Source organism: Providencia sp. wls1943 (genome assembly GCF_009706275.1).
GTDB lineage: Bacteria > Pseudomonadota > Gammaproteobacteria > Enterobacterales > Enterobacteriaceae > Providencia > Providencia zhijiangensis.
The window spans coordinates 351,745-376,467 of the sequence record NZ_WLTU01000017.1 but is presented as its reverse complement, the minus strand read 5'-3'; the positions used below and the strand labels follow the sequence as shown (position 1 = coordinate 376,467).

23 protein-coding genes and 1 pseudogene are annotated in these 24,723 nt (G+C 42.3%); 15 read left to right on the top strand and 9 right to left on the bottom strand.

Features of this window, described 5'->3' with window-relative positions:
* Positions 1-32: 32 nt before the first annotated feature.
* From GKR48_RS09240 to GKR48_RS09210, 7 genes and pseudogenes are all read right to left on the bottom strand, one after another.
* A complete protein-coding gene (locus GKR48_RS09240; protein ID WP_036949217.1) occupies positions 33-536 on the bottom strand; it encodes a RidA family protein in 504 nt (167 codons plus the stop codon).
* Between the two features lie 84 nt (positions 537-620).
* Complete coding sequence (locus GKR48_RS09235) at positions 621-2,039, bottom strand: NAD(P)/FAD-dependent oxidoreductase (protein WP_154627866.1); 1,419 nt, start codon at positions 2,037-2,039, stop codon at positions 621-623.
* A gap of 990 nt (positions 2,040-3,029) precedes the next feature.
* The gene (locus GKR48_RS09230) at positions 3,030-4,502 is read right to left on the bottom strand and encodes an FGGY-family carbohydrate kinase (RefSeq protein ID WP_154627865.1); all 1,473 of its coding nucleotides are present in this window, start codon (positions 4,500-4,502) and stop codon (positions 3,030-3,032) included.
* Positions 4,503-4,512: 10 nt separating this feature from the next.
* Positions 4,513-5,382, bottom strand: coding sequence for an L-ribulose-5-phosphate 3-epimerase (locus tag GKR48_RS09225; protein WP_154603180.1), 870 nt, complete (start codon positions 5,380-5,382; stop codon positions 4,513-4,515).
* A gap of 17 nt (positions 5,383-5,399) precedes the next feature.
* The gene (locus GKR48_RS09220; protein WP_036949222.1) at positions 5,400-6,434 is read right to left on the bottom strand and encodes an ABC transporter permease; all 1,035 of its coding nucleotides are present in this window, start codon (positions 6,432-6,434) and stop codon (positions 5,400-5,402) included.
* Between the two features lie 13 nt (positions 6,435-6,447).
* Positions 6,448-6,831 (bottom strand): annotated as a pseudogene (locus GKR48_RS09215) (ABC transporter permease); the annotation flags it as partial.
* A gap of 102 nt (positions 6,832-6,933) precedes the next feature.
* A complete protein-coding gene (locus tag GKR48_RS09210) occupies positions 6,934-7,746 on the bottom strand; it encodes a DeoR/GlpR family DNA-binding transcription regulator (protein WP_154627864.1) in 813 nt (270 codons plus the stop codon).
* Between the two features lie 536 nt (positions 7,747-8,282).
* On the opposite strand from GKR48_RS09210, the gene araD reads away from it, so the two are divergent.
* Both araD and GKR48_RS09200 read left to right on the top strand, forming a co-directional pair.
* Entirely contained in the window at positions 8,283-8,981 is a 699-nt protein-coding gene (gene araD, locus GKR48_RS09205; protein ID WP_154627863.1) for an L-ribulose-5-phosphate 4-epimerase, read from the top strand.
* A 314-nt stretch (positions 8,982-9,295) separates the two neighbouring features.
* Positions 9,296-10,648 carry a polysaccharide deacetylase family protein gene (locus GKR48_RS09200; RefSeq protein ID WP_154627862.1) on the top strand — a complete coding sequence of 451 codons (1,353 nt, stop codon included), beginning with the start codon at positions 9,296-9,298 and terminating at the stop codon, positions 10,646-10,648.
* A gap of 116 nt (positions 10,649-10,764) precedes the next feature.
* Here the strand turns inward: GKR48_RS09200 and GKR48_RS09195 are convergent, their stop codons facing one another.
* A complete protein-coding gene (locus GKR48_RS09195; RefSeq protein ID WP_154627861.1) occupies positions 10,765-12,411 on the bottom strand; it encodes a fumarate hydratase in 1,647 nt (548 codons plus the stop codon).
* An 816-nt stretch (positions 12,412-13,227) separates the two neighbouring features.
* Between GKR48_RS09195 and potA the strand changes: the two genes are divergently transcribed.
* The 4 genes from potA to potD all read left to right on the top strand — a co-directional run bounded on the left by potA (position 13,228) and on the right by potD (position 17,156).
* The gene (gene potA, locus GKR48_RS09190) at positions 13,228-14,337 is read left to right on the top strand and encodes a spermidine/putrescine ABC transporter ATP-binding protein PotA (RefSeq protein ID WP_154627860.1); all 1,110 of its coding nucleotides are present in this window, start codon (positions 13,228-13,230) and stop codon (positions 14,335-14,337) included.
* A complete protein-coding gene (gene potB, locus GKR48_RS09185) occupies positions 14,324-15,187 on the top strand; it encodes a spermidine/putrescine ABC transporter permease PotB (protein ID WP_036949234.1) in 864 nt (287 codons plus the stop codon). The genes potA and potB overlap by 14 nt, the downstream gene beginning before the upstream one ends.
* Positions 15,184-15,987, top strand: coding sequence for a spermidine/putrescine ABC transporter permease PotC (gene potC, locus GKR48_RS09180; protein WP_154627859.1), 804 nt, complete (start codon positions 15,184-15,186; stop codon positions 15,985-15,987). The genes potB and potC overlap by 4 nt, the downstream gene beginning before the upstream one ends.
* A gap of 119 nt (positions 15,988-16,106) precedes the next feature.
* Positions 16,107-17,156 carry a spermidine/putrescine ABC transporter substrate-binding protein PotD gene (gene potD / locus GKR48_RS09175; protein ID WP_154627858.1) on the top strand — a complete coding sequence of 350 codons (1,050 nt, stop codon included), beginning with the start codon at positions 16,107-16,109 and terminating at the stop codon, positions 17,154-17,156.
* A gap of 73 nt (positions 17,157-17,229) precedes the next feature.
* Here potD and GKR48_RS09170 read toward each other — a convergent pair whose 3' ends face one another.
* Positions 17,230-17,787: an NADPH-dependent FMN reductase gene (locus GKR48_RS09170; protein ID WP_154627857.1), complete on the bottom strand. Its 558-nt coding sequence runs from the start codon at positions 17,785-17,787 to the stop codon at positions 17,230-17,232.
* Positions 17,788-18,103: 316 nt separating this feature from the next.
* On the opposite strand from GKR48_RS09170, the gene GKR48_RS09165 reads away from it, so the two are divergent.
* The 9 genes from GKR48_RS09165 to GKR48_RS09125 all read left to right on the top strand — a co-directional run bounded on the left by GKR48_RS09165 (position 18,104) and on the right by GKR48_RS09125 (position 24,687).
* On the top strand, positions 18,104-18,676 hold the full coding sequence (locus tag GKR48_RS09165) for a TetR/AcrR family transcriptional regulator (RefSeq protein ID WP_154627856.1): 573 nt from the start codon (positions 18,104-18,106) through the stop codon (positions 18,674-18,676).
* Positions 18,677-18,718: 42 nt separating this feature from the next.
* Positions 18,719-19,561 carry a transcriptional regulator gene (locus GKR48_RS09160; protein WP_154627855.1) on the top strand — a complete coding sequence of 281 codons (843 nt, stop codon included), beginning with the start codon at positions 18,719-18,721 and terminating at the stop codon, positions 19,559-19,561.
* Positions 19,558-20,058: a FidL-like protein gene (locus GKR48_RS09155; protein WP_154627854.1), complete on the top strand. Its 501-nt coding sequence runs from the start codon at positions 19,558-19,560 to the stop codon at positions 20,056-20,058. Before GKR48_RS09160 ends, GKR48_RS09155 begins: the two co-directional genes overlap by 4 nt.
* Positions 20,059-20,678: 620 nt before the next feature.
* A complete protein-coding gene (locus GKR48_RS09150) occupies positions 20,679-20,957 on the top strand; it encodes a BMC domain-containing protein (RefSeq protein WP_004249182.1) in 279 nt (92 codons plus the stop codon).
* 17 nt (positions 20,958-20,974) lie between these two features.
* On the top strand, positions 20,975-21,259 hold the full coding sequence (locus tag GKR48_RS09145) for a BMC domain-containing protein (RefSeq protein ID WP_006658500.1): 285 nt from the start codon (positions 20,975-20,977) through the stop codon (positions 21,257-21,259).
* A 15-nt stretch (positions 21,260-21,274) separates the two neighbouring features.
* Positions 21,275-21,553: a BMC domain-containing protein gene (locus tag GKR48_RS09140; protein WP_006658501.1), complete on the top strand. Its 279-nt coding sequence runs from the start codon at positions 21,275-21,277 to the stop codon at positions 21,551-21,553.
* 69 nt (positions 21,554-21,622) lie between these two features.
* Positions 21,623-23,260 carry an acetaldehyde dehydrogenase (acetylating) gene (locus GKR48_RS09135; protein ID WP_154627853.1) on the top strand — a complete coding sequence of 546 codons (1,638 nt, stop codon included), beginning with the start codon at positions 21,623-21,625 and terminating at the stop codon, positions 23,258-23,260.
* Positions 23,261-23,285: 25 nt separating this feature from the next.
* Positions 23,286-23,549: a EutN/CcmL family microcompartment protein gene (locus GKR48_RS09130; RefSeq protein ID WP_036949246.1), complete on the top strand. Its 264-nt coding sequence runs from the start codon at positions 23,286-23,288 to the stop codon at positions 23,547-23,549.
* Positions 23,550-23,556: 7 nt separating this feature from the next.
* Positions 23,557-24,687, top strand: a complete 1,131-nt coding sequence (locus tag GKR48_RS09125) for a 1-propanol dehydrogenase PduQ (protein ID WP_036949247.1) — start codon at positions 23,557-23,559, stop codon at positions 24,685-24,687.
* Positions 24,688-24,723: the final 36 nt, after the last annotated feature.

The following is a 24,723-nucleotide window of genomic DNA, read 5'->3' as shown; positions in this document are numbered from 1 at the left end:
GGCCGTTTTAGGCGTTCGTTGTCAGTTAAAAATTATTTTTTAGCTGCTGGGCGAACCGCTGTTACTTCAATTTCCACTCTCCAAGCTGGGTTAGCCAGTTTAGCGACTTGGAAGGTAGAACGAGCTGGCAGATTGGTCACTTTTTCAGTTTCATAGAACTTGTTGTAGCCAGCCATGAAGCCAGCGAAGTCCATAGTGCCTTTAGTTTCATCACCACCAACTAAGAAAACTTGCATTTTAACAACGTCATTCATAGTCAGACCCATTTCACCCAGAGTCGCTTGAATTTGTTTCAGAACGTTGATTGTTTGTACTTCAGTGTTACCGTAAGACTCTAAAACGCCTTCTGGAGCATCTTTAGAGATTTTAGAAGGAACTTTCCCGCTCAGGAAGATGAGGCTGTTGTTCGCGCTGATTTCTACTGATTCAGCGATTGGGAAACCTTTAACTGGAACACGTTTCACATCGTCTGCTGCGTTTGCAGTTGCTACACCTAAAACTAAAGGTAAGGAAAGCAGTAAAGTTTTGTAGCGCATAATAACTCCTTTATATATGAAAGTAGGAACCTATTAAGACCGTAAGGTGCTCGATAGGTTCCATCTAATTGTGTTTCGCTTTAATTAGTTAAAACGAGACAGTTTATAAGGCGTTGGATCGATAAATGTCTTCTCGTCCATTAACAATTCAGCAGTTAATCGACCAGCCGCCGGGCTTTCAGTCATACCCCAACCAGTCGCGGTATTGATAACCAGACCTGGGTACTGTTCAACTTTAGAAATAATTGGAATCTCGTCATCAGTTGGAGAAACGGTACCGCCCCAACGTTCAACAACTTTAGATTCTTTAAATACTGGGAATTCTTTTCTCAGACGCTCAAGAACACCATCTAAGTGGTCGTTGTTTGGTGTGTTAGTTGCTGTACGGAACTCTTCGAATGGCGTTTTCTCGTCTAAGTTCCAAGAAGTTGCCATAGTGAATGAGTTGAACAGGTCTTTACCGATAGAGAATTCTAATGGTAATTCACCGCCACTTAATACGTGCAGGAAGCGTGGTCCTAACAGGAAGCTGTCTTTCACGATAGAGCTGGTGAAGATACGTGGTGCAACCGCGTAAGTACCGTCGGCTTGTTCACGGAAGTGGATACCGTTTGGCAGGTGAACGTTACCTTTTGGTGCGCCTGGAACGCCAGTAATACGCTGTTGAGACAGGTAAACGTTCAGAGTAGGGACATCAACACCTAAGTTACCCATGAACAGACGTGACCAAATACCACCCGTCAGAACGACTTGAGAGGTTTTGATTGCACCTTTTTCAGTCACAACGTCAGAAATTTTACCGCCAGCGGTTTCTAAACCACGCACTGCGCAATTCAGGTAGATTGGAATACCAATTGATTTTGCGTAGTTAGCCATTGCTGGGGTAACAGTTTCTGGGTCAAGGCTACCAGAATCCTCTTCAAAACCACCAATTTTCCATGGAGTTTGAGCATCCACCAGACGATTAGCCAGTTCTTGACCTTCGATCATACGGGTTCTCAGCGGGGTATCGAAACCTGGGTTTTCAGACGCAGATTTGATCCACGCTCTTGCAACTTCCAGATCTTCTTCGCTTGAAGGAACTTCAACACGGCCTTGAACGCGGTAGCTAGTATCAGCACCGATTTTTTCGTTCATGCCGAGCCATTGAATTTTTCCGTAGTGGTGTAATGGGAAAATAGCTGGGGAGGTTTTATAGCTGATGATCTGGCTGTATGCGCGACCAGATTGCTCGCCGCCAACAACGCCTTTTTCACAGATAACAACGTTTAAGCCGCGCTCTTTCAGGTTAATCGCAGTCATGATGCCTTGCAGACCAGCACCGATAACGACCGCATCAGCAGATGCGGGTAATTTACCTTCGGTACCCGCGACTGCAGGTACGCGTGATGGCGTCGCTTCAAAACGACCTTCTCTGCGGATCATAGGGACAACAGCTGCGCCCCCAGCAATAACACCAGCAGCACCAACCCCTAATAATAGTTTTCTTCTCGAGATTTTCATCTATAACCTCAATAACAATCTTGTTTTTTATATAGTAAATAATTTCAAATTGAGATGATGATCTTATCATATATTTTTAAATTGTTAAGTATCGAAAGTATTTGTTAATAAAATTGAGTGAAAAGTTTGAGCGGGTTATTTGATCTGGTCAGTGTTGTTGGGGGTTTGTCGCAATTTGGATTATTTTATCAATAGCAGAAATTGATAATTTTAATTGTTAATGTCAGAAAAAGTGTACAGGTGTAAATATCTAAATTTCAGATAAGGTAAATATTTTAGTGGTTAAATTGAAGGAAGGCTAAATAATTAATATCAGTTGATTATGCTGAATTTAGATTAAGTTTGATTTCGTTTTTTATCTTAAAAAAATAAAGATCAAGTTAAATTTTTAGCTATTTTATAATCACTTGATGGATTTACATTCAATTAATTTCCGTTTAGTCGTACCGTATATTTACTGAGGGTGTTATAGATGATTATTTTCTGTTCTATGCAGTTTTTTATTTGTATCAACATGAAAAATATGATTTTTTATTTTTACTGTGATTTTCTTAACATAATAGGTTAATTATTTATTTGGTGATTTTTTTGCTTCCAACCCTTAATCTAAATACATCCCACACTCTTCTTGAGAGTATTCGGTTGTTAATGGCTCATATTTAAATGCAGTTATTAACATCACTAAATGTAATGCTTTTATTTATGCTGATTTTTTGCATTTTCATTTTTCACATTAAGAGCAAATTTATTTTTTATCTTGCTGATAATTTGTTCAAATTAATTAATTTGGAAAAATTTCATTTATTTTAGTATTTAACATTTGATTGGTTTTTAAGCTAAAAAGGGATGGTTAATGAAATGTTAAATTAGTAAATGAAATTTTGAGTCACGAAAAAATATATATAAGAGGACGTGTCATTAGAGGGGGATGGTAGGTAAAAATACCTCCTTCCATCGTAATGTGACGAATTTTAGGAGGTATTTTTGACGTTATTGGCTCAATGCATCTGCTACCGCTTTAAAGCGGGCAAACTTATCCCGTAACTGTAAGTGAGCCGCTTGGTTTGGCTGATACGCAGTGATTTTTGGTGTGCTGGATGCAATCGCGGTATCAAATCCGGAATAATACCCAGAGCCGACTGCGGCGCACAGCGCAGCGGCTTGGCAGCCTGACTGCTGAACATCTACCACTTCAAGAGGCAAATTACTGGCATCACAGAACATCTGCATCCACAACGCTGAATTGGTGGGGCCACCGGTAAAGCGGATAGCTTGAGTGCAGTCATCGATGCCCACAATACGGTCTTGATGCAGCAAATGAGAAAATACAATTCCCTGATAAATGGCGTAGGCAATATCCCCTTCAGTATGATGGGAGCTTAACCCGAGTAGCCCGCCATGCAGGTTACTGTGGTAGTTAGAACCATATAACCAAGGGAAAAATAGAATATCGTTTTGCCGTGTTGCCCCTTCGGCAACACAAGCATTGAGTACTTTGTAATCTTGCAAGCGTTGGTCGAAAAAGTGTCGTGTGAACCAAGCGAGGTTACTGGCTGAGGTTGGGCTGCCTTCATGAACAAAATAGGTGCCCGGAATACAGTATTTTCCCCACACATAAGGGTAATCGGCAGGCATGATTTTATCAAAAACACGCGTGGAGATAGTCCAGGTTCCAGCGACGGCACTGAGCTTATCTTTTTGGCTGACCCCCGATGATAACGCTGCTCCCACCACATCGAAGAACCCGCCAAATACTGGTGTACCTTCTTTAAGACCGCACTCTTTTGCGGCATGAGTCGTGACGCAGCCCGCTGACTGTGCGGAGTTAATCACGGGGGCGAGTTTGTCGTTAGCCTCTTCAATACCAAACAATTCACAGAGTTTAGGATCATAGCTGGACGTGGTTGGGTTATAGAGTTGGCTGCCAGAAATATTGGTCTCTTCGCAAGTGAGCTGGTCAGTTAATCGATAACGAATATAGTCGTGAACCATCAAAACATAGCGACCATCGCGATAGCTGTCTGGCTCATATTGTTTTAACCAATTTAGCAGGGCAACGGGGTGGGATGCCCAAAGTTGCTGCAAGCTCAGGGGATAGGCTTGTTCTGCGGTACCATTTTGGTGCCATTGGGTGACAATCGCTTGTGCGCGGGAATCCGAAGAAACAATGCCGTTTCTGACAGGTTTTCCGTGTTTATCCAGTAAATATAGCCCTTTGCCGTGAGAGGAAAAGCTGACCCCCGCGATTTGTGATGCAGACAGCTGGCTTTTGGCGATGGCTTCACGGATCACGCTGCAGGTGACTTGCCACAGGGTTTCCATATTACGTTCGCTAAACCCAGCTTGCGGGCTTTCAGTGGGAAAAGGGTGCTCAGCAACCACTAGCTCTTGGCCATCAGGGCTGTAGATCCCAGCTTTGATCACGGTGCCCCCAAGGTCGACACCCATGAAAAATGTGCTCATTGTCGGCTCCTTAGTTTTCCCAACCCGCTTGCTGCATTTTATCTTCAATCCAATGGCGAGCCTTGATGATTTCAATCAGCGGTTCATCGGCTTTTTCTGTCCACATTTCAATTAAGAAAGTACCGCGATAATTTAGCTGCTTAAGCTGCTTGAATAGTGCCACGAAATCCACACAACCTTCGCCAAATGGCACATCACGGAATTGACCTTTGCAACTGTCTGTTACGGCGTAGGTATCTTTCAGATGCAGGGCAACAATATTTTCGATGCCTTTGGTTAACTCGGCAGCCACATCACTACCCCAAGCGGTTAAGTTACCGACATCAGGATAAACTTGGAACCACGGTGAGCGAATTTTATCGGCAAGAGCCTGCCATTTAGTGATCGAATTCATAAATGGCGTATCCATGATTTCGACGGCGCACATCACCTGAGATGCGGCGGCAATTTCAGCGACCCATTTCATGCCTTCTTCAAAGCGGGCAATGGTGCCTTCATCTTGCTCTTCGTAATACACATCATAGCCAGCCAATTGAATGGTACGAATACCCAGATCTTGAGCCAATTTGATGGCTTTTGTCATGAGTTCACGGGCTTTTTGACGGGTATCTTCATCATGGCTACCAAATGGAAAACGGCGGTGACCTGATAGGCACATCGTTGGAATGCGTACCTGGGTTTTTTGGATGGCTGTTACTAACTCTAAGCGTTGTTCCAAACTCCAATCTAAACGGGCTAAACGCTCGTCCGTTTCATCAACCGACATCTCGACAAAATCAAATCCCGCCGCCTTTGCAATAGCTAATTTTTCGCTCCAGCTACTGTGCTTTGGAAGGGCTTTTTCATAGATACCAATCGGGTTTTTTCGTGAAATAGTCATCTTTAATTCCCTGTAAGTTAATTTTGTACGGATGCTTTATTGAGGCGTTGATTGCGTGTCATTGCACGCTTAGCGCTCCACTTTTCTTTAAAGAATTTGAAGGCCAGAGCAAGGATCAACGTAATTCCCCAAACCGCGAGGTTGAAGTGGAGACTGACGCCCAACAAGCTAAGTCCAGTTGCGATGACTTGCAGAACCAGCAAGGCGCAGAAGACGCGGCTGACTTTACCGACACCGCCGAATGGGTTTGTGCCTCCCAATACGATGGCTAAAATGGTCAGTAGTAAGTAAGAATCCCCGTATCCCATGCGTGCTGAGTTAAAACGCGCCATCATGATCAGCCCTGCCAACACACACAGCAGACTGGAAATGGTGTAAATCGCGATCATCACACGGTCGGTACGCACGCCGCTAAACCATGTCGCATTGATGTTGCTGCCGCTCATATAGATATTTTTGCCAAGGCGGGTGCGACCTAAAAACAGTGCCAAAATAATTGCGGTCACAATAAAGATAATCATGGCAATTGGCATACCGAAAACGGTGTCAGAGCCAATGGCGCGAACCACTGGCGGCATCCCACTGAGCGCGGCGCCTTTGGTGAGGTAAACGCCAATACCGCTGATAATGGTCATGGAACCGAGGGTAACTAGAATCGGGTGAGCACCAATATGGGAAATCATCAGCCCCGTTAAGCAGCCAATAATAACGGCGATAACAGTGGCACCGATTAACGCAAAGACCAACCACATTAGCTGCGTGCCCGTTCCGGCATCAACAGGTAAGTAATTGATAAATACCCAAGCCATAAATAGGCCGGTTAAGTTAGCGGTACTGATGATGGCGAGGTTTAATCCGCCACTTAACATCGGAACAAACATGGCGAAGGTCAGAAGACCCAGCTCCGGTAACTGAAACGTAATACTTAAAAAGGTATTTTGGGTAAAAAAGTGCCCTGGCATGGCGATACTGAAAGCCGCAATGGCGACCAAAAAGATTGAAAGCAGTCCGATAACAGAGCCATCAATTTTAAAAAAATCTTGTTTTTTCATGGTGATATTCCTGTTAAACAAAGCCTACGTCCGTTTCTTTACGCTTTTTGTAGTGAGTAATACAAATCGCGATAAGAATGACCATACCGATGACGATATTGACGAAGTAGTTGGAAACCCCGATTAAGTTCAGACCGTTTTTCAAGATACCGATAAGGAAAACGCCCATCAGTGTGCCGATAACGCTACCGCGCCCACCGGATAAGCTGGCACCACCTAAGACTGCAGCCGCGAGAACATCGAGCTCACCACCAACTAGAGCGCTAGGCACCACTTCACTCATTCGATAGGTCTGCAACATACCGCCGATTGCCGCCATGGCACCGAGATAGCCGTAAGCGAACAGGTAGATAGCCCAAACACGAATACCAATACGTGAAGCCGATTCTTGGCTGCCTGGTGTAATTCGGTTATTTAAAATAAAAACAAATTGCTTAATTTACTCACTTAGTTACGCTGCGACTATCATCGATATAAATACTCTTTATCACACTGAATACTATTTATCACATTCAATAATGTTTAACTTTGGAAATACTTGTTTGAAATTTTTATCATTAAGTTTATTGGTAATTAACACGTTAATATCATTTAAGGTACAAACTTGGCTAAAAGCATATTGGTCTAATTTATTATTATCCGCTAATAACACACAATTCTCAGACACCTGAATCATAATATTTTTTAATTTGGCATTAACTTCACTGCCATCTCGAACGCCAGTTTCAATATTGAATCCTTGGCATGATAAAAATAACGTTTTAATTTGAAAGCTACGGATGATACTTTCAGAAATGGGACCATGAAAATCATCATGGCGTTCTGAATATTCTCCACCAATGCCAATGACGCGAACGCGATCTCGGCATGCTAATGCTTGAATGATTTTGACGGAGTTGGTGACCACCGTAATATCGATATCGGGTATTTGTCTCGCCAGAAACCAGCATGTGCTGCTGTTATCCATCATGATGCAGTCACCCGGCTGAATAAATTTCAACGCCGCTTTGGCGATTTTCATTTTTGCATCTGGGTTCTCTTCCGTTCTTTTACGAAAGGATTCTGCACCATCCACCATTTGACTGAGTTTGACCGAAGAGGGCATCACATTCAGTACTGGGTTTTCATCGTGCTCAGTGGCAACCGCACCGCCAAAGCTGCGGATTAAACGTTTTTCACGTTCTAATACCGTTAAATCTCGGCGAATAGTTTCTTGAGAAACGTGACAAAGCTGGGCTAAATCGCGCACTAACGCTGAGCCATGTTGAGAAACATGGGAGCAAATTAATCTGTGGCGTTCAGCTTGTAGCATCTTAAAACTCCTATTCCGTCCACGAATCTACGTTGTCCGCGATAAATATTATGTCCACGATAAACATTCTTTCCACGATAAATAGTCTGCCAGTGATGGATTTTTTTTGTCGTGACTCGACTCATGTAATAACGGATAGAAACAAACAAAGCTATTTATAGAGTTATTCGTCACGTTTATATGAAATATATATTTATGTTTTCATTTTTATCGTTAATTAGATCACTAAATATGGCGGTATATAGTCAGAAACCAGACGTATCATTAATCAACTTAATCATATTCGGGCATATTTATCGGCGTTATTTTTGTTTTATTTTGACTGATTATGACCGAATTCATCTGATTTATGTTGATTTGTTAATGGTTTGTAAAGTGTCAGGCTTTTTTATTCAGCTAAATCTGTTTACCTTAATAATCAGAACAACGTCTATTCATCGACAGTAAATAGAGAATAAAAGAGAGCCTTGTCGTTGATATGACTCGCTATTTTCATTTCGTATTCACGCCATCTTTTTACACCTAGGGAGGTCATCATGCTGGAAACATTAAAACAGCAAGTATTTGAGGCGAATCTTGAATTACCAAAACATAAGCTAGTGACGTTTACGTGGGGTAACGTAAGTGGAGTAGACCGAGACGCCGGTTTGATGGTGATTAAACCTTCCGGGGTGGATTATGAAACCATGAAAGCGGATGACATGGTGGTCGTTTCATTAACCACCGGTGAAGTCGTCGAAGGAAAATATAAGCCTTCTTCAGACACTGACACCCACTTAGCGTTATATCAAGCCTTTCCCGAGATTGGGGGTATCGTACATACCCATTCGCGCCATGCCACCATTTGGGCACAAGCTGGCTTACCGCTAAGCGCATTAGGCACCACACATGCCGACTATTTTTATGGTGAAATACCTTGTACCCGTAAAATGACAGAAGGTGAGATTGCCGGTGAATATGAGAGAGAAACTGGGCATGTGATTATTGAGACATTTAAGCAGCTCGGAATTTCTGCAAAGGATATTCCTGCGGTATTAGTTCATAGCCACGGCCCTTTCGCTTGGGGTAAAGACGCTCATAATGCGGTACACAATGCAGTAGTGCTGGAAGAGATTGCGTATATGAATTTATTCACGCGCCAGTTGACGCCACAAATTGACGATATGCAGCAAGAATTGCTGGATAAACATTATTTACGTAAACATGGGAAAAATGCGTATTACGGACAAAAGTAGAGTTTATTTCTTTTTAAATACGCTATTTTAAGACTATTCATTTTGTTGTTAGTAAGTTGATAAATTTATTTTTCATTTAATTGAAAGGTTTTAACTCGCTCAGTATCCATTGAATGCCATACACAATTATCCATAACAAATTACCTATAACAAATTATCTATAACAAATTATCTATAACAAATTATCTATAACAACAGCCACGGAAATATTATCGTGGCTTTGCCATGCAAAAATATTTTTATCAGGGTATAGGGTTAAATTGTAAGTCGGTTTAAACTGGCGCGGTGTATTGGTGATACTGAGTGGAAAGGACATGTCTAATCGAGTACTTTTTCTATTTTTGACCTTTTTCGTTAATCTTTTTTCTGTTTCACATGCTGCGGATATAAAAAATAATAATTTAATTATCAGTGGTTCAAAAGCGATCAATCTTGATAATTGGGAGCTGGTGGATGTACCTCCTAAATTGATTCAGACAAAAGCACCAGAAAACATCTTTGCCATTGTAGGCGGTCAAATGCGTATTGTTGGAGAGATCAATCCAGACAATGGTTTTTACGCCTATAGTCCAAATGGTGACTATAATGCCTTACAGTTTGGTAATGATTTCGCTTATGTTAAAAGCACTCAGATATCCAAAAAGAAGCCTCGAAATCTCCCTGAAGATGACCGTTTAAATGATCTTAAAAACCCAGTCTATGACTATTTGATTACAAGCCAAAAAACGCCTGTATTCAGTGCAACTGATGAAGATTCGCGGCAAATCGCCTCTTTATGGGAAAATTTACGCTATCCAGTGTTGGCTCGGATGATCAAAACGGATGAAGATGGGGACAAAACTTCATGGTTAACCATTCGCCTCGGGGATCGTCTGGGCTATGTTCGCTTAGATGATGTGGCGATTGATAAAGGCATTCCTATTTTTACTTATCACCATATTCTCGATGACGGTGAAAATAAAAACTTTCGTCATACTTCGACGACAACCTCGGTTGATGCTTTTCGTGAGCAAATGAATTACCTCAAAGAGATGGGGTATCAAACATTATCACTCGAAGATGTGGAAGGTTATTTAAATAAGAGTGCGAATTTACCAGGGCGTGCTGTGGTACTCACGTTTGATGACGGACTAAAATCCGTTTATCGCTATGCATTGCCTATTTTAAGAGATAACCAGCAACAGGCGACGCTGTTTGTCATCTCTTCGCGTATCAAAACTCAGCCACAAAAATGGGATCCGGATTCTCTGCAATTTATGAGTAAGCAGGAAATTAAAGAGAGCCAAGATGTTTTCAACATTCAATCTCATACGCATTTTTTACATCGCTTAGATAACCGTAATAACCCGATTATCTTTAGCCGTAAAGAGCATACCATCATGCTGGATTTTAAACGTTCAATGAAAGTGTTGGCGAAATTCGAAAGAGACCAGCGTTATTTGGCTTACCCATTTGGCGCTTATAACCAAACGGCGATTGATGCGGCAAAAGAAGCGGGCTTACATATTGCGGTGTCCACCATCCAAGGAAAAGTGAAGCTCGGTGATAATCCATACGCATTAAAACGCCTGTATGCCTACAGTACTGACCCGATTAGCAAATTTGCGTTGATGGTCGGCAATAGCGAGCAGGATGTAGTGAATAAGAACGTTGTTGTTGATAAATAAAAAGTTGATAAATAAAAAGTTGATAAATAAAAAGTTGATAAATAGAAAACTGAACATAGCGGTAGATAAATAAATCAGGGTGAGTCAAATAAAAATGGCTCACCCTGTTTTTCTATTTATTTAACGCATTTCTTGCAGGTGTCATTCTGCACAATATCAAAGAAGTTATTGCCTTTATCATCCACCAGAATAAAGGCTGGCAACCCTTCCACTTCCATTTTCCAGACCGCTTCCATACCTAACTCTGGGTATTCGAGGCAATTTAAGCTTTTCACGAATTCTTGCGCCAAAATCGCCGCGGAGCCGCCAATGCTACCAAGGTAAAAACCGCCATGTTTTTTACAGGCGTCAGTCACGGCTTGGGTACGGTTACCTTTTGCCAGCATTAACATGCTTCCGCCATGAGATTGGAACAGATCAACATATGGATCCATACGGTTACCCGTTGTTGGGCCCAAAGAACCCGATACCATATCTTCAGGTTTTTTCGCAGGGCCTGCGTAATAGACCATATGATCTTTAAAGTACTGTGGTAGCTCTTCACCATTATCTAAGCGCTCTTTGAGCTTGGTATGGGCGATATCGCGAGCGATGATCAGTGGACCACTGAGGGATACACGGGTCGATACAGGGTGTTTACTCAACTCGGCCAAAATATCTTTCATTGGGCGGTTGAGGTCGATATGAACCACGGTTCCTTCTGCCTGATGTCGCATCGATTCAGGGATATATTGCGCTGGGTTATGCTCCATTTTCTCCAGCCACAGGCCGTCTTTGGTGATCTTTGCTTTGATATTGCGGTCGGCAGAGCAAGAGATAGCTAAACCGATCGGGCAAGAAGCTCCATGGCGAGGCAAGCGAATAACACGCACATCATGGGCAAAGTATTTACCGCCAAATTGCGCACCAAAGCCGAGATGGCGTGACGCTTCTAATAACTCATTTTCTAGCTCAATATCACGGAATGCACGGCCATACTCATTACCTGTCGTTGGCAGGTTATCATAGTATTTTGCCGAAGCCAGTTTGGCTGTTTTCAGCGTGGTTTCTGCGGAAGTACCGCCGATAACGAATGCGATATGATACGGTGGGCAAGCAGTTGTCCCTAAGTTTCTCATTTTCTCAACTAAGAAGTTTTTCAACTTAGCTGGGGTCAGCGTTGCTTTAGTTTCTTGATAAAGGGCGGATTTATTTGCAGAGCCGCCGCCTTTGTTAACAAACAAGAAATGGTATTCATCACCTGTGGTGGCAAAAATATCAAATTGCGCGGGCAAGTTGGTGCCAGTATTGACTTCATTGAACATATCCAGCGGGGCATTTTGCGAAAAACGCAGGTTTTCGTGTTGGAAAACGTTATAAATGCCTCGAGAGAGGTATTCTTCGTCATCACAGCCAGTCCAAACTTGTTGGCCTTTTTTCCCGACGACGGCAACGGTTCCCGTATCCTGACAGTTTGGCAGAACACCTTTTGCAGAAATCTCGGCGTTACGCAGTAATTGCAGTGCGACATACTTGTCGTTTTCACTGGCCTCTGGATCGTGCAAAATCGCGGCGACTTGTTTTTGGTGGGCTGGTCTTAAAAAGAACTGGGATTCATAAATTGCATGTTCAGCAAGAAAGGTTAAAGCCTCTGGCTCAATTTTTAGCATTTGCTTCCCAGCAAATTGCTCTACAGAAACATATTTATCAGAGACTTGGTAATATTCGGTTTTATCCTCAGATAACGGATAAGGTTCTTGGTAAAAAAACTCTTTATTAGCCATTTTGCTCACTCACATATTAATTTTAACGGAAAATATAAGAAATAAATTATTTATAGGCTTTTTGTTCTAAATGCCGCTTGTTTTGTCAGGCGGGATAATCGTTTATAGGGATAATAGTCTGAATGTAATTAGAATAATTACCCATTATATTCAAAGGGATGTAAAAGAAAATATGACTTTGGTTAAACTTTGCCAAGAAACTAATATTCAAATTCAAAGTATGAAGCTAATCACATAAATTAATTATGGGTATTGGGTTTAACTATTTGTTATTCATGTTATCGAGGGGCAGTTAATTTAGATTTTATGCATTCAATTTTTCCATAAATGCTCTAATAGATTAGCGGATTAATTAATCATTTATGGTTGGTTAGCATTCTGGAGATAATAAATAAAAGACAGAGTGAAAATAAAAGGAAAATGGGTTTTTATTATTACTTGAGCAAGTTATCTTAATCGATAGTTTAGTTTGATTTTTTATTTAACATATTGAATTTAATGTTCTTTTAATGTTTCTTTTATTTCTGGTTCTATAATGAAAAATGATAGATAAGCACAAAGCTATGAAAAATATGGCTATGTCACTTATTTTTATCATAAATCACTTTTATTTGTTTTAAATTCATAGTGAAAGGCAAACAAAGTGTTGAAAATGGCTTTCAATTTTCATTAACAGTGTTTATTATGCTGGCCTTATTGTTTTATTAAAAATGGCGCTACTGGTTTTGGGCTTTGCTGGGGTTCTCCTGGGGGCTTAACAGTCTTTAACGGTGGCGGTTCTATCTGCATTATTCCTAGGGATAGAGTGTATTATAAATGACTGAGACAACTTCTCTCACACCACTCGTCGAATTAAAATCTTTAAATAAAGGTTTTGATGGCAAACAAATTATTTCTGAGCTTGACCTCACTATCCAAAATGGAGAGTTTCTCACCATTTTAGGGCCTTCTGGTTGCGGTAAAACGACGGTTTTACGTCTGATTGCTGGATTAGAAGATGTGGATGACGGTCAAATTATTCTTGATGGTCAGGACATTACAGATATTCCTGCGGAACAACGTTTCGTGAATACTGTTTTCCAAAGCTATGCATTATTCCCACACATGACCGTATTTGAAAATGTAGCATTTGGTTTGCGCATGCAAAAAACACCCAAAGCGGACATTCAAAAACGGGTGGAGCAAGCCTTGCACATGGTGCAATTGGCGGATTTTGCAGAGCGTATGCCGAACCAGCTTTCGGGTGGTCAACAACAACGTGTGGCAATTGCGCGTGCGGTTGTCAATCGTCCCAAGGTTCTGTTATTGGATGAGTCTTTATCTGCGCTGGATTATAAGCTGCGTAAACAGATGCAAAATGAGCTGAAAGCCTTACAGCGCAAGCTAGGGATTACGTTTATTTTTGTGACTCATGACCAAGAAGAAGCACTGGCCATGTCTGACCGTATCATTGTGATGCGTGAAGGGAAAATTGAGCAAGATGGAACGCCGCGTGAAATTTACGAAGAGCCGAAAAACCTGTTTGTTGCTCAATTTATCGGTGAAATCAATATTTTTGATGCAAAAGTGTTGCATCGTATTGATGAACAACGTATTCGTGCCAACGTTGAAGGGCATGAATGTGATATTTTCACCGATTTACCGGTCACAGAAGGTCAGCATTTAAACGTCTTATTGCGTCCTGAAGATTTACGCGTTGAAGAAGTCAATGACGCCGATAATCACCCAGGGCTGATTGGTTACGTGCGAGAACGTAACTATAAAGGTATGACGTTAGACTCAGTGGTTGAGATGGAAGATGGCAAAATTATTATGGTCAGCGAGTTCTTTAACGAAGATGACCCTGATGTCGACCACTCCCTTAACCAAAAAGTTGCTGTGACTTGGGTTGAAAGCTGGGAGGTAGTTCTGGATGATCATTCGTAAGCATAAAATCTTGCAGAATGTGATTATCACGGGCGTCGTCGCTTGGCTGTTACTCTTCGTCTTTCTGCCAAACTTAATGATCATTGGCACCAGTTTCTTCACGCGCAGTGATACGAATCTGGTGGATCTGGTGTTTACTTGGGACAACTACATCCGTCTGTCAGACCCGATGTATGCCCAAGTGATGCTGCATTCGTTGAATATGGCGTTAATCGCCACTTTCTTCTGCCTTGTGATCGGCTACCCCTTTGCATTTATTTTGGCGAAGTTGCCTAAGCGCATCCAACCGCTGATGCTATTTCTGCTGATTGTGCCATTTTGGACCAACTCATTGATCCGTATTTATGGCTTAAAAGTGTTCTTAAGTACCAAAGGGTATTTGAATGACTTTTTGCTGTGGATTGGCATTATCGATAAGCCGCTGAAATTGATGTATACCCCAGAAGCGGTGGTATTGGGCTTAATCTATATCTTATTGCCATTTATGGTGATGCCGCTCTATTCCAGTATTGAAAAGCTGGATAAATCCTACTTAGAAGCGGCGCGGGACTTGGGCGCCAATAAATGCCAAACTTTTGTGAAGATTATTATTCCACTGACCATGCCGGGAATTATTGCGGGCTGCTTATTAGTGTTGCTGCCAGCAATGGGGCTGTTCTACGTGGCGGATTTAATGGGCGGGGCGAAAAACCTGCTGATTGGTAACGTCATTAAGAGCCAGTTCTTGAATATTCGCGATTGGCCGTTTGGGGCTGCAACCAGTATTTTTCTCACGGTGATGATGGGGCTGCTGCTGTATGTGTACTACCGAGCTGCTAAGCTTTTGAATAAAAAGGCGTATGAAGAATGATAGGACGTATTTTGCGTGGTGGTTTTATGACCACCATCTACGCGTATCTTTATATTCCAATCATTATCTTGATTGTGAACTCATTCAATGAATCGCGTTTTGGTATTCAGTGGCAAGGTTTTTCGACCAAATGGTATGAGTTACTGAGCAATAATGACAGCCTGCTTGAAGCTGCAGGGCATTCATTGACCATGGCGGTACTTTCAGCGACGTTTGCGACAATTGTCGGCACATTAACCGCCGTTGCTCTCTTTCGTTATCGCTTTAGAGGCAAGCCATTTGTCGGTGGAATGCTGTTTGTGGTGATGATGTCCCCCGATATTGTCATGGCGATTTCATTGCTAGTCCTGTTTATGATCCTTGGCGTCTCATTAGGTTTCTGGTCGCTGTTATTTTCACATATCACCTTCTGCCTGCCTTTTGTGGTGGTGACAGTCTACGCGAGACTGAAAGATTTTGATGTGAAAATGTTGGAAGCGGCGCGGGATCTCGGGGCGGGGGAATTTACCATTTTACGGAAAATCATTCTGCCATTAGCGCTGCCTGCGATTGTCGCAGGGTGGCTGCTGAGTTTTACCTTATCAATGGATGATGTGGTGGTTTCTTCCTTTGTGACGGGACCAAGCTATGAAATTTTACCATTGAAAATCTACTCAATGGTAAAAGTAGGGGTCTCCCCAGAAGTGAATGCACTGGCAACGGTCTTGTTGCTGATGTCGCTGGTTTTGGTCTGTTTAAGCCAGTGGGTTATGCGCGATAAACACGGTAAAAATGCCGTCGCGAAGTCATCAAAACGTTAAGTTGTACTTGGTGGGTGTCATTTGGGCACCCCATCTTTCCATGCCATCAGGCGAGAGGGTAGGCTTTAACTGGGCCTATGAAGATAGATAAAAAGCACTTTGTTGAGGGAAAATCAGTGATGAAAAAATGGTCCTATCTGCTAGCCGCAGGTTTAATGGCTGCAAGCATTGGCACGGCAACTGCCGCTGACGATAACAAAAACGTACTGTATTTCTATAACTGGACAGAATATGTTCCCCCCGGTTTATTAGAGCAATTTACTAAAGAGACTGGGATCAAGGTGATTTACTCCACCTATGAATCCAATGAAAGCATGTACACTAAATTGAAAACCTATAAAGAAGGGGCTTACGATTTAGTGGTGCCATCGACTTATTTTATCGACAAAATGAGCAAAGAGGGCATGCTGCAAAAGATTGATAAGACAAAACTGCCTAACTTTAAAAACCTCGATCCAAACCTTATCCATAAAGAATTCGACCCTAATAACGACTATTCAGTGCCTTATATTTGGGGCGCAACAGGGATTGGAATTAATGGTGACGCGGTTGATCCTAAGTCCGTCACTTCATGGGCAGATTTTTGGAAGCCGGAATACAAAAACAGCTTACTGATGATGGATGATGCCCGAGAAGTGTTCCAAGTGGCGCTAACAAAGCTGGGTTATTCTGGTAACACCACGGATCCAAAGCAGATTGAAGAAGCCTATAACGAACTGCAAAAATTGCGTCCAAATATTCTGGCCTTTAACTCAGACAACCCTGCAACCCCGTATATTGAAGGCGAAGTGGATGTCGGTATGCTGTGGAACGGCTCGGCATTTGTGGCAAGACAAGCGGGCTTACCGATTGAAGTTGTATGGCCAAAAGAGGGCGGTATTTTCTGGATGGACAGCTTAGCTATCCCTGCCAATGCGAAGAACGTGGAAGGGGCGCACAAGCTTATTGATTTCTTATTACGCCCAGAAATTGCGGCGCAAGTGGCGGAGTCTATCGGTTATCCGACACCAAACTTAGAAGCGAAAAAATTATTACCCGCTGAGATTGCGAATGACCCATCTCTATACCCATCAGAAGAGGTATTGAAAAAAGGGGAATGGCAAAGCGATGTGGGGAATACCAATATTCTGTATGAAGAATATTTCCAAAAGCTGAAAGCAGGGCGTTAATATCGATTCTATTTGACGATTATTATATAAGGCATCACCTTGGTGATGCCTTTTTTACATACAAAATCAGTGATTAACGCGCGCGATTATGGATAACAAATTTGGCAAAGCTATCTGCCCAAGGCTGCAAGAAATCCTTACTTTTTGGGGAAATAGTGTCTTGCTCATCCACCATGCCGTCATACCATTTTAAATAACACTCAGGTTGATTCATCGTCGGCATATTGAGGAACGCGAGGCTATTGCGTAAATGTTGTTGGGCAATCGCCGTACTAATATTACCAATCGAAACCCCTAATACGCCCGCAGGAATACCATCCCATGAGTTATCTCCCCAAGGACGTGAACCTTGGTCAATCGCATTTTTTAATACACCTGGCATTGAGCGGTTATATTCCGGTGTTGCGAAGATAATACCGTCTGACGCTTTGATTTGGCTCTTAAAATTAGCGACTACCGCGGGAACATTTTGGTCGGCTTCTTGGTTATAGAGAGGTAAATCAGCAATGCTGATAAATTTGAAGGTAAAATTCGATGGGAATAATTTAGTGATGGCTTTAGCGACTTTGAGATTATAAGAGTCAGCACGTAAACTACCCACAACCACACCAATATTATACTGATTGGACATAATAAAAACCTCTTCTTATGTTGTGAAAATACAACGAATTCGCATATTTTCTTTGGAATAGGAATGTCTTTAATAATTTAGCATAATAAAATTCATTAAAAATAAATTAAGTTAAATTTAATTTTTTCCAATTGTAAATTGCAGGAAATTCATTGCGTTATTTGTTTATATTTTCAAATTAACTTTGTGATTTAGGGGGGCTAAAAAAGAATACTGTGACGTCAATTACACTATTCGTATTTAATTCCTCTCAATATTCTCTTCATTGATACGAGTCAAAATAGAACATACCGACTGGTCGGTATTATTCATCTCCATGAACACACTCGCGCATCCAAGAAAAAAAGATCCAATCAAACGACAAGAAGAGTTGCTAAAGGCAGCTAGGATAATCGCTGGTCGGGAAGGTATTGCGGCGCTTTCGCTGAATGCTGTTGCCAGAGAAGCGGGGGTGAGCAAAGGGGGACTAATGCACCATTTCCCCAGTAAACAAGAACTTATTCATGCATTGTTTATCCAGCTATTAGACATCATGGACGTGCGTATTGCCGCCATTATGGCGAATGATTCTGATCCTTATGGGCGATTTTCTCGCGCCTATTTGCACTACGTTGGCGAGCTTAAAGACTCCGATGAAAGTTTTCAGCTCGCACTTTTATCATTGGCTATGCCCACAGAGCCTGTTTTGCGTAAATGCTGGCGTGATTGGATGTTGGGGCATCTAGCCCAAGGTGATGCATTTGATAATGGCTATTTGGGGGCTTTAGTGCGCTATGCCGCTGATGGACTGTGGTTATCTGCGTTAACGGAAGGTCCTACATTATCGAGCCAAGAGCGTAATGCCATCATTCAGCGATTAACACAAATTTCGTTTGAAAAAATGGGTTAGTTTTCCAAGGGAAAATACGTCTAAACATACAATGAGGCGATAATGAAATATAAAATCAATGCCTTCATTATTTATGATGCTGTTGATGGCACTTTATCTTTAAAAAAAGATGAGGTGGATACTCAGTTGTCTATTACGGCCAATGCACTCTTATTCTATTTGATTCAAAAAAAAGGCGTAGTTTCTCGTGATGAAGTACTTAAGGCGGTTTGGGATGATAATGGTTTGGTTTCATCAAACAGTAATTTAAATCAGTATCTCAGCCTGCTAAGGAAAACATTTCGACAATACGGTATTGAAAATATTATTGTCACCGTTGCACGTGGGCGTTTAGAGTTTAATTCTGAGATTTTATTGGAATTACTCGATGAAGAGACGCTCAATACCACTCGCTTATTAAACAGTTTAAGTGAGATACAAAAAGCCGAAGTGGTTCTAGCACCTTCTTTAGAGACTAAACCTACCGAATCTCCTTCTGAAAAATTACCGCATTCATTACCAAAACAGAAACGTGAAATTTGCTGGTATCTCGCGAGTGCGGCTTTTTTATGTTGCTCCATTTTATTGGCAGCGATGAGCTATTTCTCATCTCAGCCCTCCGCACCAATGGTTTTGCCAACGCTAGAACATACCAGCTGCGATGTGTTATCTAATGAAAAAATGATTAACGCTTTTGTGGCTGATAACTATGTCCAAAACTTTGATAAAGTTAGGAAAAACTTAAATTTGGCGTGTAATGATAAAGAGCGTTTTGTCTTCTTTTATGGGGATAAATTACAAAAAAATGGTTTGGGACGCGTCTTTCTCGCCCATTGCGCTGCTAATGAATCCAACCCATTTAGTTATTGTGATAATTATTTTTATTATTCTTGGAAGCCACAATGAAAATATCGGGAAAGCTATTATGTCTCGTGAGTGCGCTGATCTTTGCGTGTGTTGTGATTTATACACAGTCAGTTGTATTGACCAATAAAAATTCCGGTCAAATGGCGTGTTCAACCAAGGGGATTATGCGTTTTGAGAATATGAAAGATGAAAACGTTAACGGTAATATTCACTTTAATTTTGGGGCGAAAGGCGAAGGCTCTATTGTTGTCGAAGGATATACCACCTCCAGCGCCGGATGGCTTTATTTACAACGATATGTCAAATTCAAATACACCAGCAAACGTATTTCGCCAACGGAACAGCACTATAATATTAGCCAGTGGGAAGCCAGTGCTTCCTCGATTGATGAATCCCCTAATGTGATTTTTGATTATTTTATGCGGGAAATGTCAGATAGTCATGACGGCTTATTTATCAATGCCCAAAAACTCAATGATAAAGCGCTACTCTTGAGTTCAATTAATTCCCCTTTGTTTATCTGTACGCCTAAATAAGCGCGTGGGCTTGATTGATAGTCCATACTGCTTGGGGGCTTATCCACACATTCATTCCTATTGGTTTACTGGGCAACGTTAACTAACACGTTGATATGATTTTACTGCCTGGCAATCAGTGCTATCACGCGGAGTGCCTCGTAAAACACAGTAATTCCCTTTCTACTTATATTCTTATCTTCCCATTTCTCATTAGCTTATGGCTCGGGCGTGAGGCAAGCCACACTTATTATTGACCAAATTACCTTCTCGCATCAGCTCAATCACATCTTGTTAACCATTCCTCCAATAAACCCGTTATCCGCATTTATGGTTTTTTCTTCCACCAGATAGATACGTGAATTTTCCAGTTTATCAGCATAGAGATGTGAATTGACTGTCTGCTAAGTATAAATTCTGGGTTTTTATTCTAATTATCTTCACTTCATGGATTTATATTTTGTTTTATTTTTTGGGGATTATAGTGATTTTGAAGCCAAAAGCTGCGTTCAATTAATCACCACGCAGACTCAATTGGCATAAATGTTTACTCACAGTTAAGAGGCATCAACGTTCTGGAACATGGCTCTTAGGTGCTGCGGGTAGAGAAAAACGTAACGGCTTCCTTGGAGGAAACAACAATGGGTGATGCATTAGGACTTATTGAAACAAAAGGTTTGGTGGCTTGTATTGAAGCAGCTGATGCAATGTGCAAAGCCGCTAACGTCGAGCTAATCGGCTATGAAAACGTGGGTTCTGGTCTCGTGACTGCCATGGTGAAAGGTGATGTTGGCGCAGTAAAAGCGGCAGTAGATTCCGGTGTTGAATCTGCTCAGCGTGTTGGTGAAGTGGTGACATCGTTAGTCATCGCCCGTCCACATAACGATATCAACAAAATCGTGATTAAACATAAAGCATAGCGTTTTCGGGGGGAAATATGGGTGATGCATTAGGTCTTATTGAAACACAAGGACTCGTTGCTTGTATCGAAGCAGCTGATGCGATGTGTAAAGCCGCTAACGTGGTGCTGATTGGCTATGAAAATGTGGGTTCTGGGTTAGTCACCGCCATGGTGAAAGGGGATGTTGGTGCTGTTAAAGCGGCGGTTGATTCTGGCGTTGAATCAGCATCTCGTATTGGCACCGTCGTGACCTCTCTGGTTATCGCTCGTCCACACAGCGACATCCAGAAAATTGTCTCTCAGTATAAAGTCGCAGAATAAATAGGAAATTTACTTATGAAAGAAGCTCTTGGCTTAATTGAAACTAAAGGTTTAGTGGCGTGTATCGAAGCTGCTGATGCCATGTGCAAAGCCGCTAACGTCGAGCTAATCGGCTATGAAAATGTGGGCTCTGGACTCGTCACCGCCATGGTAAAAGGCGATGTGGGTGCTGTTAATGCTGCGGTTGAATCCGGTGTCGAAGCTGCGAAGCGTGTTGGCACCGTGGTGACTTCTCGTGTGATAGCAAGACCACACAATGATATTGGCAAAATCGCGCAGCAGCATAAAGCGTAATCATTAGAAGTATTAGATAAAACAACAAATTAGTAAGTTTAATCTTTTGACTCCGGTACGGGGGAAGACATGGTTGCATTAGATAAAGATCTGCAATCCAGACAACTGGCTAGAGAGCTGGTTAGAAATGCGAAACAAGCACAAAAAATCTTTGCGACTTTTTCGCAGGAGAAAATCGACAGTATTGTTAAACACGTTGCGACAGAATCTGCTCGTCATGCAGAAGAGTTAGCAAAAATGGCGAATGAAGAGACGGGTTTTGGGAAGTGGCAAGACAAAGTCCTGAAAAATACGTTCGCTTCAGTGCGTGTGTATGAACATATTAAAGATCTGAAAACAGTTGGCATCATTAATGATGACAAAATCAATAAAGTTATGGATGTGGGTGTTCCGTTAGGGGTGATCACGGCGCTGGTGCCTTCGACTAACCCAACCTCAACCATTATCTATAAAACATTGATTGCCTTGAAAGCCGGTAACGCAATCGTCTTTTCCCCCCATCCAAACGCGAAAGCATGTAGTTTTAGAACGCTTGAGATCGTAAAAAAAGCGGCACTTGAAGCGGGTGCGCCAGCAGGTATCGTCGATGGTGTGACTATGCTAACGCTGGAAGCGACAAAAGAATTAATGCACAGCAAAGATGTTTCTCTCATTCTGGCAACGGGGGGAGAAGGCATGGTACGCGCCGCTTATGCATCTGGCACACCAACAATCAGTGGTGGCCCGGGTAACGGTCCTGCTTTCATTGAACGTAGTGCAGATATCAAAAAAGCAGTCAGTGACATCATTACCAGCAAAACGTTTGATAACGGTGTGATTTGCGCATCAGAGCAATCCATCATTGTTGAACGCTGTATTTACAACGATGTACACCGCGAGTTATTAGCTCAAGGCGCTTACTTCATGAATGAAGATGAAGCGAAACGCATGGCTTCCATGCTACTGAGAGCGAATGGCACGATTAACCCTGAAGTCGTAGGAAAAGACGCGATTACGTTGAGCCAACGTGCGGGCTTTAGTGTTCCAGCTAACACTCGAGTGTTAATTGCGTTGCAAGATACGGTCTCACCGAAAAACCCGTATTCACGGGAAAAACTGTGCCCAATCTTAGGTATGTATGTTGAGGAAGATTGGCGTTCTGCATGTCACCGCGTTGTTGATTTACTGACTAACGAAGGCTTAGGACACACGCTGGTGATCCACACTCAAAATGAAGATGTTATTCGCCAATTTTCTCTCGAAAAACCGGTTAACCGTATTTTGATTAATACGCCAGCCGCACTAGGTGGAATTGGTGCAACCACCAATATTACGCCAGCACTGACATTAGGATGTGGAGCGATTGGAGGTGGTTCTAGTTCTGACAACGTCGGTCCGATGAACTTGCTCAATATCCGTAAAGTCGGTTATGGCGTGCGTTCCATTGATGATTTGAGACAACCCGCACCAGTGAGTGTTCCGGCTTACTCAACATCGCCAATTGCATCGACTGGGCATGGAAATCAAGCGTCTGTCAGCATTCTCGATGATGACCGTTTCCGTCAGACTCAACCAGTAAAAGCTCAAAGTAATAGCGCTGCGGATAACCGATTTGCTAATGCAGTGAGTCATGCTGATGTTGCTGAAGCGGTCGCCACTCATGGGGATATCACGGAAGAGAATGTCGAGCAGATTATTAAGGCCGTTCTCGGACGCCTAAATAAGTAATTTATTGAGATAAGGCGGGTAAATCATGATTTTGGCAAAGGTAATAGGGCATGTTGTCGCAACGCAGAAATGCCAAGAGCTTAGTGGCAGTAATTTACTGATGATCACGGCGCTTGGCGATGATCTCAAACCGTTGAAGGACAAAACGTATGTTGCGGTGGACAGTGTAGGCGCAGGTATTAATGACCTTGTTCTGGCGGAAGAGTACTTCGCATTGAATAAGGACAAATACAAAGCGATGTCCGTGGTTGCCATTGTTGAAAAAGTGTATCGAGACGGTAGGGAGTAAATAACGCATGAACCAGTTTTTGATTAAACCAAGGGTGCAATTCGGTGCGAATGCTTTGGATTATTTATCTCAGGTTAACGCCCAGCACGCGTTTATCGTAACCGACAAAGCGATGGTGAAATTTGGGTTAGCCGACGAGGTGATTCACCGATTATCTCAACAGGGAATTTCATTTTCTCTGTATGACGATGTAGTACCGGATCCAGAAATCTCGTCCATCGTAAAAGGCATGAAAATCATGGATAGCCAATATCCAGATTTAGTGATTGCACTGGGCGGTGGTTCGGTGATTGATGCGGCAAAAGCGGTTATTTATTCCCTATGGCATACCCGCCAAGACAGCCATAGAGCTAAACCTCATTTTGTGGCTATTCCGACAACTAGCGGAACAGGCTCTGAAGTCACGTCTTTTTCAGTGATCAAATCTCACTCTGAGAAATTGGTGCTGGTTGATGAATTTATGTTGCCCGATGTGGCGATTTTAGACCCTGTTTTAGTGAAGTCAGTCCCTGCCGCTATCACGGCAGATACGGGAATGGATGTGCTATGTCATGCCCTAGAAGCTTATGTTTCACGCAGTGCCTCTGACTTTTCAGATGCACTTGCCGAGAAAGCGGTTCAGTTGGTGTTTGCTCACTTAATTGATTGCTATCGCGACGGCAGTAACTTAGTGGCTCGTGAAAAAATGCATAACGCATCGTGTATTGCTGGAATGGCATTTACCAACGCATCTCTGGGGATCACGCATAGCTTAGCGCACGCACTTGGCGGCGTGTTCCACATTCCACATGGTCGTGCCAATGCGCTATTGATGGCTCAAGTGGTGGCATTTAACGCGGGGCTGGAAGGGTGTTGTGAAACCAACGCGGCGAAGCGTTATGCCGATTTAGCCAGAAAACTTAATTTACCCGCATCAAATATACGTGAAGGCGTTGAGAGCTTAATTATGGCAATCAACGTATTGAAAGATGAAATGAATATGCCGAAAGGCATTCACGCTACAGGCGTCAATGAAACTGATTTTAATGCCCGTTTAGGGGAAATGGTTGGACAAGCGTTGCGCGATAGTTGCACTCCAACTAATCCACGGGACGTAAATGAAAAGCAGCTAGAAGCACTGTACAGACAGTCTTTTTAATAGTTAACGCTTTTTATGTGATGAATAACGAACTAG

What these genes read in the sequence shown, in the direction of transcription:
- GKR48_RS09210 (WP_154627864.1), bottom strand. Translation starts at nt 7,746, where the DNA reads ATGCTACAAGCTGAACGCCACAGATTAATTTGCTCCCATGTTTCTCAA.
- GKR48_RS09170 (WP_154627857.1), bottom strand. Translation starts at nt 17,787, where the DNA reads ATGTCCAATCAGTATAATATTGGTGTGGTTGTGGGTAGTTTACGTGCT.
- GKR48_RS09240 (WP_036949217.1), bottom strand. Translation starts at nt 536, where the DNA reads ATGCGCTACAAAACTTTACTGCTTTCCTTACCTTTAGTTTTAGGTGTA.
- GKR48_RS09125 (WP_036949247.1), top strand. Translation starts at nt 23,557, where the DNA reads ATGAACCAGTTTTTGATTAAACCAAGGGTGCAATTCGGTGCGAATGCT.
- GKR48_RS09145 (WP_006658500.1), top strand. Translation starts at nt 20,975, where the DNA reads ATGGGTGATGCATTAGGTCTTATTGAAACACAAGGACTCGTTGCTTGT.
- GKR48_RS09135 (WP_154627853.1), top strand. Translation starts at nt 21,623, where the DNA reads ATGGTTGCATTAGATAAAGATCTGCAATCCAGACAACTGGCTAGAGAG.
- GKR48_RS09195 (WP_154627861.1), bottom strand. Translation starts at nt 12,411, where the DNA reads ATGGCTAATAAAGAGTTTTTTTACCAAGAACCTTATCCGTTATCTGAG.
- potD (WP_154627858.1), top strand. Translation starts at nt 16,107, where the DNA reads ATGAAAAAATGGTCCTATCTGCTAGCCGCAGGTTTAATGGCTGCAAGC.
- araD (WP_154627863.1), top strand. Translation starts at nt 8,283, where the DNA reads ATGCTGGAAACATTAAAACAGCAAGTATTTGAGGCGAATCTTGAATTA.
- GKR48_RS09150 (WP_004249182.1), top strand. Translation starts at nt 20,679, where the DNA reads ATGGGTGATGCATTAGGACTTATTGAAACAAAAGGTTTGGTGGCTTGT.
- GKR48_RS09200 (WP_154627862.1), top strand. Translation starts at nt 9,296, where the DNA reads ATGTCTAATCGAGTACTTTTTCTATTTTTGACCTTTTTCGTTAATCTT.
- GKR48_RS09155 (WP_154627854.1), top strand. Translation starts at nt 19,558, where the DNA reads ATGAAAATATCGGGAAAGCTATTATGTCTCGTGAGTGCGCTGATCTTT.
- GKR48_RS09165 (WP_154627856.1), top strand. Translation starts at nt 18,104, where the DNA reads ATGAACACACTCGCGCATCCAAGAAAAAAAGATCCAATCAAACGACAA.
- potA (WP_154627860.1), top strand. Translation starts at nt 13,228, where the DNA reads ATGACTGAGACAACTTCTCTCACACCACTCGTCGAATTAAAATCTTTA.
- potC (WP_154627859.1), top strand. Translation starts at nt 15,184, where the DNA reads ATGATAGGACGTATTTTGCGTGGTGGTTTTATGACCACCATCTACGCG.
- GKR48_RS09225 (WP_154603180.1), bottom strand. Translation starts at nt 5,382, where the DNA reads ATGACTATTTCACGAAAAAACCCGATTGGTATCTATGAAAAAGCCCTT.
- GKR48_RS09160 (WP_154627855.1), top strand. Translation starts at nt 18,719, where the DNA reads ATGAAATATAAAATCAATGCCTTCATTATTTATGATGCTGTTGATGGC.
- GKR48_RS09140 (WP_006658501.1), top strand. Translation starts at nt 21,275, where the DNA reads ATGAAAGAAGCTCTTGGCTTAATTGAAACTAAAGGTTTAGTGGCGTGT.
- GKR48_RS09230 (WP_154627865.1), bottom strand. Translation starts at nt 4,502, where the DNA reads ATGAGCACATTTTTCATGGGTGTCGACCTTGGGGGCACCGTGATCAAA.
- GKR48_RS09235 (WP_154627866.1), bottom strand. Translation starts at nt 2,039, where the DNA reads ATGAAAATCTCGAGAAGAAAACTATTATTAGGGGTTGGTGCTGCTGGT.
- potB (WP_036949234.1), top strand. Translation starts at nt 14,324, where the DNA reads ATGATCATTCGTAAGCATAAAATCTTGCAGAATGTGATTATCACGGGC.
- GKR48_RS09130 (WP_036949246.1), top strand. Translation starts at nt 23,286, where the DNA reads ATGATTTTGGCAAAGGTAATAGGGCATGTTGTCGCAACGCAGAAATGC.
- GKR48_RS09220 (WP_036949222.1), bottom strand. Translation starts at nt 6,434, where the DNA reads ATGAAAAAACAAGATTTTTTTAAAATTGATGGCTCTGTTATCGGACTG.